The organism is Streptomyces sp. NBC_00525 (assembly GCF_036346595.1).
GTDB lineage: Bacteria > Actinomycetota > Actinomycetes > Streptomycetales > Streptomycetaceae > Streptomyces.
Map to the genome: position 1 here is coordinate 5,220,015 of NZ_CP107834.1, position 15,793 is coordinate 5,235,807.

At 70.4% G+C, this 15,793-nt stretch carries 12 protein-coding genes; 10 read left to right on the top strand and 2 right to left on the bottom strand.

The features are described from left to right. Nucleotides 1-46: 46 nt before the first annotated feature. The gene (locus OG710_RS23360) at nt 47-2,218 is read right to left on the bottom strand and encodes a RecQ family ATP-dependent DNA helicase (protein WP_330241041.1); all 2,172 of its coding nucleotides are present in this window, start codon (nt 2,216-2,218) and stop codon (nt 47-49) included. A 110-nt stretch (nt 2,219-2,328) separates the two neighbouring features. On the opposite strand from OG710_RS23360, the gene OG710_RS23365 reads away from it, so the two are divergent. From OG710_RS23365 to OG710_RS23390, 6 genes are all read left to right on the top strand, one after another. Beyond that, on the top strand, nt 2,329-3,633 hold the full coding sequence (locus tag OG710_RS23365; protein WP_330241042.1) for a DUF4192 domain-containing protein: 1,305 nt from the start codon (nt 2,329-2,331) through the stop codon (nt 3,631-3,633). Nucleotides 3,634-3,798: 165 nt separating this feature from the next. After that, complete coding sequence (locus OG710_RS23370) at nt 3,799-4,563, top strand: NUDIX hydrolase (RefSeq protein ID WP_330241043.1); 765 nt, start codon at nt 3,799-3,801, stop codon at nt 4,561-4,563. 142 nt (nt 4,564-4,705) lie between these two features. After that, entirely contained in the window at nt 4,706-6,469 is a 1,764-nt protein-coding gene (locus OG710_RS23375; protein WP_330241044.1) for an ATP-binding cassette domain-containing protein, read from the top strand. A 179-nt stretch (nt 6,470-6,648) separates the two neighbouring features. Beyond that, on the top strand, nt 6,649-7,515 hold the full coding sequence (locus tag OG710_RS23380; protein ID WP_158558502.1) for a FadR/GntR family transcriptional regulator: 867 nt from the start codon (nt 6,649-6,651) through the stop codon (nt 7,513-7,515). 321 nt (nt 7,516-7,836) lie between these two features. Beyond that, nucleotides 7,837-9,387 carry an RNA polymerase sigma factor gene (locus tag OG710_RS23385; RefSeq protein ID WP_111339650.1) on the top strand — a complete coding sequence of 517 codons (1,551 nt, stop codon included), beginning with the start codon at nt 7,837-7,839 and terminating at the stop codon, nt 9,385-9,387. 149 nt (nt 9,388-9,536) lie between these two features. Next, nucleotides 9,537-10,367 (top strand): S1 family peptidase, encoded by an 831-nt coding sequence (locus OG710_RS23390; protein ID WP_330241045.1) that lies wholly within the window; start codon nt 9,537-9,539, stop codon nt 10,365-10,367. Nucleotides 10,368-10,473: 106 nt separating this feature from the next. On the opposite strand, the gene OG710_RS23395 is transcribed toward OG710_RS23390, so the two are convergent. After that, nucleotides 10,474-10,704 (bottom strand): DUF7455 domain-containing protein, encoded by a 231-nt coding sequence (locus OG710_RS23395; RefSeq protein ID WP_018105354.1) that lies wholly within the window; start codon nt 10,702-10,704, stop codon nt 10,474-10,476. Between the two features lie 438 nt (nt 10,705-11,142). Here OG710_RS23395 and OG710_RS23400 point away from each other — a divergent pair, with 438 nt between their 5' ends. The 4 genes from OG710_RS23400 to OG710_RS23415 all read left to right on the top strand — a co-directional run bounded on the left by OG710_RS23400 (nt 11,143) and on the right by OG710_RS23415 (nt 15,759). Further along, entirely contained in the window at nt 11,143-13,263 is a 2,121-nt protein-coding gene (locus OG710_RS23400; protein ID WP_330241046.1) for a DNA gyrase/topoisomerase IV subunit B, read from the top strand. Between the two features lie 137 nt (nt 13,264-13,400). Beyond that, nucleotides 13,401-13,919 carry a DUF1453 domain-containing protein gene (locus tag OG710_RS23405; RefSeq protein WP_330241047.1) on the top strand — a complete coding sequence of 173 codons (519 nt, stop codon included), beginning with the start codon at nt 13,401-13,403 and terminating at the stop codon, nt 13,917-13,919. Next, a complete protein-coding gene (locus tag OG710_RS23410) occupies nt 13,916-15,079 on the top strand; it encodes a sensor histidine kinase (protein WP_330241048.1) in 1,164 nt (387 codons plus the stop codon). Before OG710_RS23405 ends, OG710_RS23410 begins: the two co-directional genes overlap by 4 nt. Further along, a complete protein-coding gene (locus OG710_RS23415) occupies nt 15,076-15,759 on the top strand; it encodes a response regulator transcription factor (RefSeq protein ID WP_330241049.1) in 684 nt (227 codons plus the stop codon). The genes OG710_RS23410 and OG710_RS23415 overlap by 4 nt, the downstream gene beginning before the upstream one ends. The last annotated feature ends 34 nt before the right edge of the window (nt 15,760-15,793 follow it).

A 15,793-nucleotide genomic window follows, 5' to 3' on the forward strand; every position in this document is an offset into this window, starting at 1 on the left:
TGACAGGGATATCCCTGCCCAATCGGGCCCCGGCCGACGCCCCGCGTCACGCCTGAACGGCGAGGACCAGCGGAAACACCGCCTCCGCTCCTGCCCGCCGCAGCAACCGCGCCGCCACGGCGAGTGTCCATCCGGTGTCGGAGAGATCGTCCACGAGCAGGACGGGCCCTCCGGCGGCGGTCAGGGCCTCCGCCAACTCGGACCCTACGACCAGCCGCTCGTGCAGGGCCCGGACCCGCTGGGCGCTGTTGGTCTGCGACATCGGGACCTCATCGGCGCCCAGCGCCAGCTCCACCCGTCCGAGCAAGGGCATGCGCCCCACCTCGGCGATGCGCCCGCCGAGGGATTCGACCAGCTGAGGCCTACGGCCCGAGGCGACGGTGACGACCCCGACCGGCCGGGGCACCGCATCGGCGACCCCCGCCGCCCAGCCGCCCGGGCCCCTGGCCCAGTCGGCCAGTACGGTCACCACCGCTTTGGCCACGTCGTCCGGCACGGGCCCGTCGGGAGCCTGGGCCCCGAGTATCGGACGCAGTCTGTTGCCCCACCCTATGTCCGAGAGCCGACCGAGCGCCCGGCCCGGCCCGCAGAGCTCGGTCGCCGGGATCTTTCCCTTGAGGTTCACACCGACCGAAGCCAGACCGGTCGGCCACATTCTGCGCGGCTCGACCTCCACGCCGGGCCTCCCGAGTTCCCCCTTGGCAGCGTCCAGAGCGGCCGCGGACACACCCTCGTCGAACCGTGCGCCGGCACAGTTGTCGCAGCGCCCGCAGGCGGTCGCCTCCTCGTCGTCCAACTGACGGCGCAAAAACTCCATCCGGCAGCCGTCCGTCGTGGCGTAGTCGCGCATCGCCTGCTGTTCGGCCGCCCGCTGGCGGGCCACCCGGGCATAGCGCTCGGCGTCGTAGAACCAGGGCGCCCCCGTCGCCGTCCAGCCGCCCTTCACCCGCCGCACGGCCCCGTCGACGTCGAGCACCTTGAGCATCGTCTCCAGCCGGGCGCGCCGCAGGTCGACCAGGGGCTCCAGCGCCGGGAGCGAGAGCGGGCGTTCGGCCCGTGCCAGGGCGTCGATGGTGCGCCGCACCTGCTCCTCCGGCGGGAAGGCGACCGAAGCGAAGTACTGCCAGATGGCCTCGTCCTCCCTGCCCGGCAGGAGCAGCACCTCGGCATGCTCCACCCCGCGTCCGGCACGGCCCACCTGCTGGTAGTACGCGATGGGGGAGGAGGGCGATCCGAAGTGCACCACGAAGCCGAGGTCCGGCTTGTCGAATCCCATACCCAGCGCGGAGGTCGCCACCAGCGCCTTGACCCGGTTGGCCAGCAGATCTTCCTCGGCCTGCTGCCGTTCCGCGTTCTCCGTGCGGCCCGTGTAGGAAGCGACGGTGTGTCCGCACTGACGGAGGTAGGTGGTGACCTCCTCCGCCGCCGCGACCGTCAGCGTGTAGACGATTCCGGAGCCGGGCAGCTCCTTGAGGTGGTCCCCGAGCCACGCCAGCCGGTGCGCCGCGTTGGGCAGCCGCAGCACGCCCAGACTCAGGCTCTCGCGGTCCAGCGGGCCCCGCAGCACGAGCGCGTCCGTGCCGTCACCGGTGCCCAGCTGCTCCGCCACATCGGCGGTGACCCGCGCGTTCGCCGTCGCGGTGGTCGCGAGCACCGGGACCCCGGCGGGTAGTTCGGCCAGCATCGTCCGCAGCCGCCGGTAGTCGGGCCGGAAGTCGTGGCCCCAGTCGGAGATGCAGTGGGCCTCGTCGACGACGAGCAACCCGGTGGCGGCGCAGAGCCGCGGCAGCACCTGGTCACGGAAGTCGGGATGGTTCAGCCGCTCGGGGCTGACCAGCAGCACATCGACCTCGCCCGCGGCCACCTCGGCCTGGATGGTCTCCCACTCCTCGGTGTTCGACGAGTTGATCGTGCGCGCGCTGATCCCCGCCCGCGCCGCCGCCGCGACCTGGTTGCGCATCAGCGCCAGCAACGGCGAGACGATGACGGTCGGGCCACCGCCCCGGGCCCGCAGCAGGGCCGTCGCGACGAAGTACACCGCTGATTTTCCCCAGCCGGTGCGCTGGACGACCAGGGCTCGACGCCCGTCCGCGACGAGCGCCTCGATGGCCCGCCACTGGTCCTCACGCAGCCGGGCGCTGCCGGAGGCGTCCCCGACGAGTCGGGCCAGTACGGAGTCGGCCGAAGCACTGAGCGCTGCGCGGTCTGCGTGGGTCATGCCCCCATGCAACCCGATGGTTCGGACAACCGCGAACAGTCGATTACCCCCTGTGGATAAGTTATCCACAGGGGGTGGCGGAAGTGTGCGGCCTGCGAGACGGTCGTGCCATGAACAAGCAGCCCGAACCCACTGGTCCTTCCGAAGAACAGCAGATCACCCTGCGAGGCCCTGCCGATCTGGCCGACGCTCTTCCGTACCTCATGGGCTTCCACCCGAACGACAGCGTGGTCATGGTCGCCCTGCACGGCGGTCGTGGCCGGTTCGGAGGGCGGCTCAGGCTCGGGATTCCGCGGTCCGAGAGCGAGTGGCCGGCAGTGGCGGAGCAACTCGCCGAATGCCTGATCAAGGGCAGCGAGCGGCGTGGCCCGCGGCCCGACGCCGTGGTCGTCTACCTCTGCCAGGACCCGGCGGACGGTGAGACGGGAAACCAGGCGATGGAACGCCTGCGCCCGTTCGCCCAGCGACTGCGCACCGCATGCGGTGCGCTCGACGTGCCCGTCCTCGAAGCGCTCTGCATCTCGGACAACCGCTACTGGTCCTATGTGTGCCCGGACTCCCGCTGCTGCCCGGCCGAGGGCAATCCCCTGGCGATGCCCGGCACATCCGTCATGGCGGCGGCAGCCACGTACGCGGGCATCCAGGTGCGCGGCTCGCTGCGTGAGATGGAGGCGAGGCTCACACCGGCCGCGCGCAAATCGAACGACGCCCAGCTGAGCGCACTCGACTCGGCGGGCAGTGCGATGGTGCCGCTGCTCTTCGACCAGGAGCGCCGCAAGGAAGTCGGCGACGCCACCCTCGAGCTCGCCGGCCGGCTCGTGGACCGCCTGGGGCGCGCGCCCGTAGCGGGGCCCTCGCTGGCGGACATCAACGACGACCGGCTGATCAGTGACGAGGAAGCCGCCTCGGTCATTCTGGGCCTCCAGGACAGGGAGACCCGCGACCGGGCAGCCGAGTGGATGGAAGGGCCGAAGGCACATGCGGCCCTGCGGCTCTGGCGCGCGCTCGCCCGCCGCTGCGTCGGCCCGTACGAGGAACATGCCGCGGCCCCCCTCACCCTGGCCGGATGGGTCGCGTGGTCGACCGGCGACGAACCGGCCGCACGCGTCGCGCTGGCGCTCGCCCTGCGCATCGATCCGCATTACACCTTCGCCCAACTGCTGCACGAGGCGTGCAACCAGGGCCTCGACCCGGAAACGCTGAGGCGCTGCCTGCGCGGTGAACGCAGCACACGGACTGCCAGGCACGGCCGGAGTGCGGAACGGGTCGCGGGGGCCCGTTCCGCACGTGTACGGCCCGCCGGGCGGGGCCGGACGCGCCCCTGCTCGACCAGGCCCGGCCACGGTGCTGCGGGGAAGCGCCGGACCACCCGCCCCGGAGTGCAGGGACGTCGAGGGACCAGGACCGGTCGCTGAGTCGTGTGCGGCGCCGGCTACGGGGGGTCGGCTGTCGGCGCCGCACACACGGGATTGCCCTGGGGGCGACGCCGGGCGCTAGGGCGGCGGAGTCGGGCACGGAGCCTCGCGAAGAGTCACCGGGAAGGGAGTGTTTATCGTCAGGCAGACGACTATGATCACGGCATGCCGCCCTACGACCCGTCGACCTTTCCACCGTTCGCCGTCACCGTCGACCTGGTCGTGCTCACGGTACGACGGCACGCCCTGTGCGCCCTGGTGGTCCGCCGGGGTGAAACCCCCTTCCAGGGCAGGTGGGCACTACCCGGCGGCTTCGTCAAAGCCGATGAGGACCTCGGGGCCGCAGCGGCGAGGGAGCTCGTCGAGGAGACCGGCCTGTGCGCACAGGACGCGGCCGCCCCGGCCGTCGGCAACGGTGCGCATCTGGAGCAGCTCGCCACGTACGGGGACCCGGCGCGCGATCCGAGAATGCGGGTCGTCAGCGTCGCCCATCTCGCGCTGGCCCCCGATCTGCCGGCCCCTCGGGCCGGTGGCGACGCGAACAGCGCGCGATGGGCGCCCGTCGAGGACCTGCTGGGCCCGGAGGGCGGCTACGCCCCGGACGGTGAGCACCAGGCGCCGCTGGCCTTCGATCACGCCAGAATCCTCGCCGACGGAGTGGAACGGGCACGATCCAAGATCGAGTACTCCTCGCTGGCCACGGCCTTCTGCCCGCCCGCCTTCACGGTCGGCGAGCTGCGCCGGGTGTACGAGGCGGTGTGGGGTGTGGTGCTCGACCCGAGGAACTTCCACCGCAAGGTGACGGGCACTCCGGGCTTCCTGGTGCCCACCGGCGGGACGACGACACGGCAGGGGGGACGCCCCGCGCAACTGTTCCGGTCAGGGACGGCGACGGTACTCAACCCGCCGATGCTGAGGCCCGAGGTCTAGCGCCTGCTCAGGTCCGAGGCGTCGCGAACACGGCGTGTCCCGCCTTGCGCAAAAAGTCCTATATGTCGGGTTATCGTGCTGCGGTACTCACTCGCCGCCGGGCGGCTCCGTCCTCGCCGTCCCCATTCCTGCGAGAGAAGCGATGCTCCAGGCCATCGGACTCACCAGCAACCGCTCCCGCGCGAAAGCCCCTGCCGTCCACGACCTCACCTTCGACGCGGAGCCGGGCTGCGTCACCGCTCTGCTGGGCGCGCCGGGCTCGGGCAAGACCACGGCCCTGCGGTTGATGCTCGAACTGGAGCCGGGCCGGGGCATCACCTACTTCCGGGGGAGGCCGCTGCACCGGGTGCCGCGCCCGGCCGGCGAGGTGGGGGCGGTGCTCGGCGACGTTCCGGGACATCCGGCGCGCACTGTTCGAGGCCAGCTGCGCATGCTCAGTGCCGTGGCGGACGTGCCCGCGTCGAGGGCGGACGAGCTCCTCGACGCGGTGGGACTGGCCGGCCTGGCGGACCATCGCATCGGCGCGCTCTCCCTCGGCATGGACCGCCGCCTGGCGCTTGCCTGCGCCCTTCTCGGTGACCCCCACACACTGCTCCTGGACGACCCGGCACAGGGGCTGGCACCGGGGGACGCCAACTGGCTGCACCGGCTGCTCCGTTCCCACGCCGACCGGGGCGGAACCGTCCTGTTCAGCACCAGCGATCCGCGGGAGGCCGCACGCACGGCCGGACATGTGATCACCATCGGCGAAGGACGCCTGATCGCCGATCAGGACGGCGCGACCTTTTCCCGTACCCGCCTGCGACCCCGCGTAGCGGTTCGCTCCCCGCATGCCACCCGCCTCGCCGCCCTCGTCGGCAGGGAAGCGCGAGCTGCCAGGCGGGGCGTCGAAGTCGTCGTCGAAGGTGCCGGGCACCGGCTGTCCGTGTACGGCAGCAGTTGCGCGGAGATCGGCGACGTGGCGTTCAGGTACGGGCTTCCCGTTCACCAGCTCGCCGATGAGGTGGCCGACACGGGCCCTACGGCCGCGGCCGAGACCCCGGGCACCTCGGGGTGCCCCACCGGCGCTGCCGAGCGGTCGCCCCGGCCCGTCGTGCGCGACGAGCCGGCGCCGCCCATCAGACGGCGGCCGGCACGAGGCCCGCTGCGTCCGGTGCGCTACGAACTGCGCCGCCTGTTCGGCGTGCGGACCGCGACCGTGATCATGGCCGTCACCCTGGTCGCGTCCGTTGGCCTGTCCGTACTGCTGGCCCGTGACGGCAGTACCCCGGCGGCACGTGTGATCGCGGCCTGGCCCTCACTGCTGCCACTGCCACCCGCCGCCCTCGGGGCCGGGCTGCTGGGGGCACTCTCCTTCGGCGACGAGTTCCGCTACCCGGCACTCGCCGCCGGCCGCGGAACAGTGCCCCGCAGACTCGGCCTGCTCACCGCCAAGCTGGCGGTGACCGGAGGCGTCGCCCTTCTGCTGGGGCTGCTCGTCGTACTGACCTCCGCGGAAACCCTGCGCCTTGTGTACGGGGGAGACGTACTCCACGCCCCCGCGAACCTGGCGTCCCTTGCGGCGAGTTGGGTCGGGCTGACCGTCGGCTGCGCCTGGGCCGGACTGCTGGGCGCGGGCGTTTTCAGGGTGACGGCCGCGGGCATCGCCGCCGTGCTTGCCGTACCAGTAGTACTGGTGCCGATCATCGAGCACCTTCCGAAGGTGTCGACCGCTCGTTCGATCACCGGGTTTCCGGGACGACTGCGGGAGCTTGCCTGGCCGCAGTGGCCCGGCGAGGTGGACAGATGGCTGCTGGCCGCGGTCCGGATCGTGACGCAACCCGTCGGCGCCGCGCTGGCCCTGTCGCTGGCCGGTCTCATCTGCGCGTTTCTCTTCACCAGCCTGCGGGGAAGGGTGCGTTGGTGACTTCGGGGCGCAGCCGAGGACTGGGACGATCCCAGCATCATCGGGGCGTCCGGTTTATACCAGTAAGGCGTCAATTGAGGGGGTGATGGCGATCACCCTTTCGTGTGCTTTTCAGCAAAGACCTCAAGGGGCGGCTGGGACCCGCCGACAAAGGATGCGTGAGTACCCTTGCGCACACCATGATGACCACCGCCCGCTCCGCCGATTCCGGCCTCGCCGGTCCGGGCGAACTCGACCGATACCCCTACCCCGAGGCGCCGGCCGGTGAACGTGCCGCCGCGCGCTCCTGGGACGGTTCCGACGCCGAACTCGGCCGGGTGGGCCGCCGGGGATCGGCCAGCCGCGGCCGTGGACTCCACGGCCAGCTCGTTCAGCAGCTGGGACAGATGATCGTCTCCGGCGACCTCGGTGCGGACCGCCCCCTGGTGCCGGAGGAGATCGGCCAGCGTTTCGAGGTTTCCAGGACCGTCGTGCGGGAATCGCTGCGCGTGCTGGAGGCGAAGGGGCTGGTCAGCGCCCGCCCCAATGTCGGTACGCGCGTGCGGCCCGTCAGTGACTGGAACCTGCTCGATCCCGACATCATCGAATGGCGTGCGTTCGGTCCGCAGCGCGATGACCAGCGCCGTGAGCTGGGCGACCTGCGGTGGACGATCGAGCCGCTCGCCGCCCGTCTTGCCGCAGGACATGGGCGCGAGGACCTTCAGCAGCGCCTCGGTGACATGGTCGAGATCATGGGGCACGCCCTGGGACAGGGGGACATGATCACGTGTGCCCGCGCGGACGCGGAGTTCCACTCCCTGCTCATCCAGGCCGCCGGCAACCGGATGCTGGAGCACCTTTCCGGGATCGTCTCCGCCGCACTGCAGGTCTCCGGTGGCCCGGCCACCGCGTGCGACCGTCCCAGCGAGACGTCGCTCGCCCTGCACGCACGCATCGTGGAGGCGCTCGCCTCCGGCGACTCGGCGGGTTCCGAGGCCGCCATGCGTCAACTGCTCGTGGGTCACCACGAGCCGGAACGAGTGGTGCCGGCGCCCCGCGAGCACTGACCTCGGCACGGGCAGGGTGCACGCGCCACGGGCCGCCGGGTCCGCGCGATCCGGCGGCGCCGGGGCGGAGAGATGTCGCCTTGGTCGCGTTCATCGCAAATGGGGTGTGACTCGGGCCACGCGGATCGGACGTAACACTCCTCGAAACAGCGCGATGACTTAAGAGGTGACCGCCGCAGAAGGAATACAGCAGTCGTTCAGGGCGCTGTGCAGTTCTGAGGCATAGCCCGCGCCGTCGTGCATTCCCCGCCCGGCGGTCGTCGGTTCCAGCCCTCACCGGGCCGGGCCGGAAGCCGTTTCCATCGTTCCGAGAGGTTGTTCGTGTCGGCCAGCACATCCCGTACGCTCCCGCCGGAGATCGCCGAGTCCGAATCTGTGATGGCGCTCATTGAGCGGGGAAAGGCTGATGGGCAGATCGCCGGCGACGACGTGCGTCGGGCCTTCGAGGCTGACCAGATTCCGCCAACCCAGTGGAAGAACGTTCTGCGCAGCCTCAACCAGATCCTCGAGGAAGAGGGTGTGACGCTGATGGTCAGTGCCGCGGAGCCGTCGAAGCGCGCCCGCAAGAGCAGCGTCGCAGCGAAGAGCCCGGCCAAGCGCACCGCCACCAAGTCCGTCGCGGCCAAGACGACGGTGACGCGGACTGTCGCGGCGCCCGCGGCCCCGTCCGCCGAGTCGGCGGGCCAGGCGGCCGAGGAAGCCCCTGCGGCCGCGCCCGCGAAGAAGGCCGCAGCCAAGAAGACGGCCGCCAAGAAGACCGCCGTGAAGAAGACGGCTGCCAAGAAGACGGCCGCCAAGAAGGCCGGCAAGCAGGACGACGAGATTCTCGACGGCGACGACGTCGTCGAGGAGGTCAAGGCCGGCAAGGGCGAGGAAGAGGAGAGCGAGGGCGAGAACAAGGGCTTCGTCCTCTCCGACGACGACGAGGACGACGCGCCCGCGCAGCAGGTCGCCGTCGCCGGCGCCACCGCCGACCCCGTCAAGGACTACCTGAAGCAGATCGGCAAGGTCCCGCTCCTCAACGCGGAGCAGGAGGTCGAGCTCGCCAAGCGCATCGAGGCGGGCCTGTTCGCCGAGGACAAGCTGGCGAACGCCGACAAGCTCGCCCCCAAGCTCAAGCGCGAGCTGGAGATCATCGCCGAGGACGGCCGCCGGGCCAAGAACCACCTGCTGGAGGCCAACCTCCGCCTCGTGGTCTCGTTGGCCAAGCGTTACACCGGCCGCGGCATGCTCTTCCTGGACCTGATCCAGGAGGGCAACCTCGGTCTGATCCGTGCGGTGGAGAAGTTCGACTACACCAAGGGCTACAAGTTCTCCACGTACGCCACCTGGTGGATTCGCCAGGCGATCACCCGCGCCATGGCCGACCAGGCCCGCACCATCCGTATCCCGGTGCACATGGTCGAGGTCATCAACAAGCTCGCGCGCGTCCAGCGCCAGATGCTCCAGGACCTGGGCCGCGAGCCCACCCCGGAGGAGCTGGCCAAGGAACTCGACATGACCCCCGAGAAGGTCATCGAGGTCCAGAAGTACGGTCGCGAGCCGATCTCCCTCCACACCCCGCTGGGCGAGGACGGGGACAGCGAGTTCGGTGACCTGATCGAGGACTCCGAAGCCGTTGTCCCGGCCGACGCCGTGAGCTTCACGCTCCTCCAGGAGCAGCTCCACTCGGTTCTGGACACGCTGTCCGAGCGCGAGGCCGGTGTGGTCTCGATGCGCTTCGGCCTCACCGACGGCCAGCCGAAGACGCTGGACGAGATCGGCAAGGTCTACGGAGTGACGCGTGAGCGCATCCGTCAGATCGAGTCCAAGACCATGTCGAAGCTGCGCCACCCGTCGCGTTCGCAGGTCCTTCGGGACTACCTCGACTAGATCGCGGACAGCCGGACACAGGGCGAGGGCCCGGCCCCCACGGGGGAGCCGGGCCCTCGCCCTGTTCGCGTCGAACCCGCGAAGGTGCGCATCGGCGTCGGCGGAATGACTCTGGGTAGGCATGGTCCATCAGAGAGTCAGGAGTACGCATGTCCCGCACCGTCGTCCGTGTCATGACCGGGGCGCTCGCCCTCGCCGCCGCTTCGGCCGTGATACCGCTCGCCTCCGCCGCCCCGGCCGCCGCCGACAGCATCATCATCGGGGGCCAGCCGGCTCATGTCGCGGACAGCCCGTGGGTGGTCGCGCTGTCCAGCCGTGACCGGTTCGGGGGTACCAGAGCCGGACAGTTCTGCGGCGGCGTCGTGGTGGAGCCCAAAAAGGTGCTCACGGCGGCGCACTGCCTCAGCCGGGAGGCGCTGGGCACCGACGCCGACCAGGTGAGCGATCTGCGGGTCATCTCCGGGCGGGACGAGCTGAACGGTACAGGCGGCCAGGAGATCCCGGTGAGCGGGACCTGGGTCAACCCCGAGTTCGACGCGACCACCAACAGCGGGGACTTCGCCGTGCTCACCCTGTCCCAGGCGCTGCCCGAAGGGGACACGATCCCCATGGCCGCGGCCGGCGACCCGGCGTACCGTGCGGGCACCTCCGCGACCGTCTACGGCTGGGGCGACACCACCGGCTACGGCGACTACGCGTCGTCACTCAGGTCCGCAGAGGTGGACATCCTGCCGGACAGTTCGTGCGAGCAGGCCTACCCCGGGGGCAGGACCGGTACGTACGACGCGTCGTCGATGCTCTGCGCGGGCGAACCCCAGGGCGGCTACGACGCGTGCCAGGGCGACAGCGGAGGGCCGCTGGTGGCCCAGGGGAAGCTCGTGGGGCTGGTGTCCTGGGGGAACGGCTGTGGGCTCGCAGGAAGCCCCGGCGTCTACACGCGGGTCTCCGCGGTCATCGGCCGGCTGCCGGGCACGGACTGACCCGCACAGCGCCCCACAGGTACGAGAACGGGCGGCATCCCTCCGCAGGGAAGCCGCCCGTCGGCCGGTCCGGGACCGACCCCTGGCTCGTCGTGCGTGCGAGGTGTCAGTGTTCCTCTTCGGCGGCTTGGGCCTGTACGGCCGTCAGCCGGTCCGTCTCATCCTGTATTTCCGCGGCGATCTTCTTGAGTTCCGGCTCGAACTTGCGACCGTGGTGGGCGCAGAAGAGCAGTTCACCGCCACTGATCAGGACGACGCGCAGGTAGGCCTGGGCGCCGCAACGGTCACAGCGGTCTGCTGCGGTCAGCGGGCTCGCGGGGGTCAGAACAGTAGTCACGTCGCCTCTTCTCTAGCTCGACGAGCTGTCGTACCAGGGTCAACATCCAACCAGGCCGAAAACGTTCCCGCTCGTGGCTTTTCTTTGAAACTTCTTCTCGGTATGGCTGTCTGTTGCCGGTTCGCGGCGAATGTGCCGTATTGCGTGGCGCTACGGTTTCGCGTTGCTTGCTTGGCTTGGTCTGTCCGGGCCGGCTGGCTTGCCGGTTGTTCATGAGGACGTGCCCGGAGCCTAAATGGTTCATGCCTGGAAGGGAACGTGATGTGCACGTCACCTCGCGAAATGATCGAACAGGCTTGCGAGTCTGGTTTAGTCTGAGGGTTCTTCGAGGGTGGCGTTTCACCCGCTCTACCAGGCATCGGTACCCTCACAGCGGCAACCGAAGCCGAGCCAGTGACCCACTGGGCCCCAAAAGAAATTCAGCGAGGAGCGAACCGCGTGACCGCCGATACGTCCGTGCCGTCCACTGCGCTGCTGACCGGAGCAGACCGAGACGGTTCCAACTACACCGCGCGGCACCTGCTCGTACTCGAGGGGCTCGAAGCGGTCCGCAAACGCCCTGGCATGTACATCGGGTCCACCGACAGCCGCGGCCTGATGCACTGCCTCTGGGAGATCATCGACAACTCCGTCGACGAGGCCCTCGGTGGCTACTGCGACCACATCGAGGTCGTCCTCCACGACGACAACTCCGTAGAGGTCCGGGACAACGGCCGCGGCATCCCGATCGACGTCGAACCCAAGACGGGCCTCTCCGGTGTCGAGGTCGTGATGACCAAGCTGCACGCCGGCGGCAAGTTCGGCGGTGGCTCCTACGCCGCCTCCGGCGGCCTGCACGGCGTGGGCGCCTCCGTGGTCAACGCCCTCTCCGCCCGGCTCGACGTCGAGGTCGACCGCAACAGCGCGACCCACTCGATCAGCTTCCGCCGCGGCGTTCCGGGAATCTTCACCGAGCAGGGCCCGGACAGCCCGTTCGACCCGGCCAACGGCCTCCGCAAGGGCAAGCGCGTACCGAAGGCACGCACCGGTACCAGGGTGCGCTACTGGGCCGACCGGCAGATCTTCCTCAAGGACGCCAAGCTCAGCCTGGAAACGCTGCACCAGCGCGCTCGCCAGACCGCCTTCCTCGTGCCGGGTCTGACCATCGTCGTGCGCGACGAGCGGGGGCTGGACGGTGCGGGCAAGACCGAGGAGACGTTCCGCTTCGACGGGGGCATCAGCGAGTTCTGCGAGTACCTCGCGCAGGACAAGGCCGTCTGCGACGTGCTGCGCCTGTCCGGGCAGGGCACGTTCAAGGAGACCGTGCCGGTCCTGGACGAGCGTGGCCACATGACACCCACCGAGGTCACGCGCGAACTCGGCGTGGACATCGCGCTGCGCTGGGGCACCGGCTACGAGACGAACCTCAAGTCCTTCGTCAACATCATCGCCACGCCCAAGGGCGGCACCCACGTGAGCGGTTTCGAACGCTCCGTGACCAAGACCGTCAACGAGGTACTGCGTTCCGCGAAGCTGCTGCGGGTGGCCGAGGACGACATCGTCAAGGACGACGCCCTGGAGGGCCTCACCGCGGTCGTGACCGTACGCCTGGCGGAGCCGCAGTTCGAGGGCCAGACGAAGGAGGTGCTCGGCACCTCGGCGGCCAACCGGATCGTCGCCAACGTCGTGGCCAAGGAACTGAAGGCGTTCCTGACCTCCACCAAGCGGGACGCGAAAGCCCAGGCCAGGGCCGTTCTCGACAAGGCGGTGGCAGCCGCCCGCACCCGGATCGCGGCCCGTCAGCACAAGGACGCCCAGCGTCGCAAGACGGCGCTGGAGTCGTCCTCGCTGCCGGCGAAGCTCGCCGACTGCCGCAGCGACGACGTGGAACGCAGCGAGCTGTTCATCGTCGAGGGCGACTCCGCGCTCGGAACGGCGAAGCTCGCCCGCAACAGCGAGTTCCAGGCCCTGCTGCCGATCCGCGGCAAGATCCTCAACGTTCAGAAGGCGTCGGTTTCCGACATGCTGAAGAACGCCGAGTGCGGTGCGATCATCCAGGTCATAGGAGCGGGTTCCGGACGGACCTTCGACATCGACGCGGCCCGCTACGGAAAGATCGTTCTGCTGGTCGACGCCGACGTCGACGGCGCCCACATCCGCATCCTGCTGCTGACGCTCTTCCAGCGGTACATGCGGCCGATGGTCGAAGCGGGCCGGGTGTTCGCCGCCGTGCCCCCGCTGCACCGCATCGAGCTGGTCCAGCCCAAGAAGGGCCAGGACAAGTACATCTACACCTACTCGGACAACGAACTGCGCCAGCGCCTGCTGGAGCTCCAGCGCAAGAACATCCGCTACAAGGACTCGATCCAGCGCTACAAGGGTCTGGGCGAGATGGACGCCGACCAGCTCGCGGAGACCACGATGGACCCGCGGCACCGCACGCTGAGGCGGATCAACATCGGCGACCTCGAGTCGTCCGAGAAGGTCTTCGACCTGCTGATGGGCAACGAGGTGGCGCCTCGCAAGGAGTTCATCACCAGTTCGGCGGCCACGCTGGACCGCTCGCGCATCGACGTCTGAGCACCGGCCCCGGAGGTCGTCTCCACCCGTGGGTGGAGACGACAACTCCACCCATGATCAACCCTGGAGCCGATCTGCCGGGCCGGGCCCTTCCGTAGCTTCGGAGATGCAGCACTTCTCGCATCTCGGAGGCATCCATGTCCGGGCTCGGCAACGCCCTGGTGATCATCGCGGTCATCGCCCTCGTCGTGGTCCGCCAGTTCTCGGCGGAGCGCGTCTCCGGCGACCACCGCTGGTGGGCTCCGCCCGCCGTCCTGCTCTTCCTCGCGCTGCGGAAGCCCGAACTCGTCGATCCGGACCACCGGACAGCCTCGGCCGTCATCCTGGGGGCCGAGCTGCTGGTCGGGCTGGCCACGGGGGCGGGATGGGCCCGGACGACGCGCGTCTGGCGCGCCGAGGACGGCTCCGTGTGGAGCAAGGGCACCAAGGCCACCGTCCTGGTCTGGATCGCCGGCCTCGGTCTGCGAGCGGCCCTGTACGGGATCGCGGTCGCGCTGGACGTGCACCAGGGCAGCCCCGCCCCGATGGCGGCTCTCGCGGTGACCCTGCTGGTACGGACGGGCCTGCTGGCGCGCCGGGCCGCGGCGATACCCGCGCCCTCTCGTGGACCCGCCGCCGGCGTTGCGCTCCGGCCGGAGTGGAAGGACCCCGTGTGACAGCCGCGACCTGGACGAGCTGGCCCCTGCGCGAGGCGCTCGCTCGGGACACCCGCAGCCGGGCGCGCAGCGTGATCGCCTGGAGTGTGCGGGCCGGGTTGCTGACGCTGATGCTGTGGGGGACCTTCACCGGTGGGCTGTTCGGGCCCTGGGAGATCGTCGTCGGTCTGGTCGGGGTGCTCGTCTGCGCCCTGCTCGCGGTCGCCGTGTTCAGGACCACGCTCGACAACCGGCTGTGGCCTTCGCTGGGCCTGCTCGGGATGCTGATGCTGGCCGCGCTCGGGGCGGACGTGGCGGGGGCGATCGTGCCCGCCGCGGTGCTGTGGTGCGGCTGCGCGGTCACTGCCCTGGAGCGGTTGCCCCTCGCGGCGGGAGTCCCGGTGACGGCGGTGGCCCTCGGCGGTTACGCGCTGGCCGACAGCGACGACTGGGCGACCACGGCGGTGACCGCGGCAGGGCTCTGCCTCGCCGGGTACGTGCTCCGCCTGGACGCCGAGGCCCGCGGCAGCACACAGCGGCTGCTCGCCCAAGAACGGGCGGCCCGAGCGGCGGAGGCGGAGCGGGCCGCGCTGGACGAGCGCTCCCGCATCGCGCGGGAGATCCACGACGTGCTGGCGCACAGCCTCTCCGCGCAACTGGTCCACCTGGAGGCGGCGCGGCTGCTGATCGAGAGGGAGCCGGAGGGGGAGTTCCGGGACCAGGTTTTGCAACGGGTGGTCGCGGCCCGCTCCATGGCCCGCGAAGGGCTCTCCGAGACCCGTCAGGCGCTCTCGGCGCTGCGGGGCGAGGTGTCACCCGTGGAGGACTTCCTGAGACAGCTGGTGACGGCGGAGCCGGCCGAGGTCCGGGTCGAGGGGGAGCGGCGCCCGCTGACCGCGCACGCGTCGCAGGCGGTCCGGCGGGTCGCGCAGGAGGCGCTCACCAACGCCCGTAAGCACGCGCCCGGTGCCAGGGTGCTGATACGGCTGGAGTACCGGCCCGACGAGGTCGTGCTGGAGGTCAAGGACTCGGGCGGGCGGGGTCCGGGAGGGGAATTGGCGGCCAGCGGTTCCGGATACGGTCTGCTCGGGATGCGGGAGCGCGCCGAGTTGCTGGGCGGCACGCTGGACGCCGGTGCGGACGAGGAGGGGTTCGTGGTGAGTCTGCGGGTGCCCGCGTGACGGCGCGGGTGGTGGTGGCCGACGATCAGGCGGTGGTGCGGGAGGGCATCGTGATGCTGCTCGGACTGCTGCCCGGCATCGAGGTGGTCGGATCGGCGAAGGACGGGGAGGAGGCGGTCGCCCAGGTGGCCGAGCACGCGCCGGACGTGGTGCTGATGGATCTGCGGATGCCCCGCTGCGACGGGGTGGAGGCGACCCGGCGCATCCGTGAGCAGTTCCCCGGCACCCAGGTCGTGGTGCTGACGACGTTCGAGGACGACGACTCCCTGTTTCCCGCGCTCAGGGCGGGGGCGCGGGGGTATCTCACCAAGGACGCCGGGGGAGAGGAGATCGTGCGGGCCGTGGAGGCCGTGCTCTCGGGGGAGGCCGGGCTCTCGCCGACGGTGCAGCGCCGGCTGCTGGAGCAGGTGACCGCGGGAACCGTGGGGCCCTTCCAGCCCGTCGGCGGCGACCCGGAGCCGCCGGACGGGATGACTCCCCGTGAGGCCGAGGTACTGGTCCTGATCGCCGAGGGCCTGTCCAACGCGGACATCGCCCGCGCCCTGCACATCTCGCAGGCCACGGTGAAGAGCCACATCAACAACCTCTTCGCCAAGGCCGGGCTTCGCGACCGGGCCCAGGCGGTGCGTTATGCCTACATGCGCGGGCTGGCACGTCCGCCCGGGAGGACGTTCACCTGAAGAGGTGAAGTCCGGCGGATGACGCGCCTGGCAT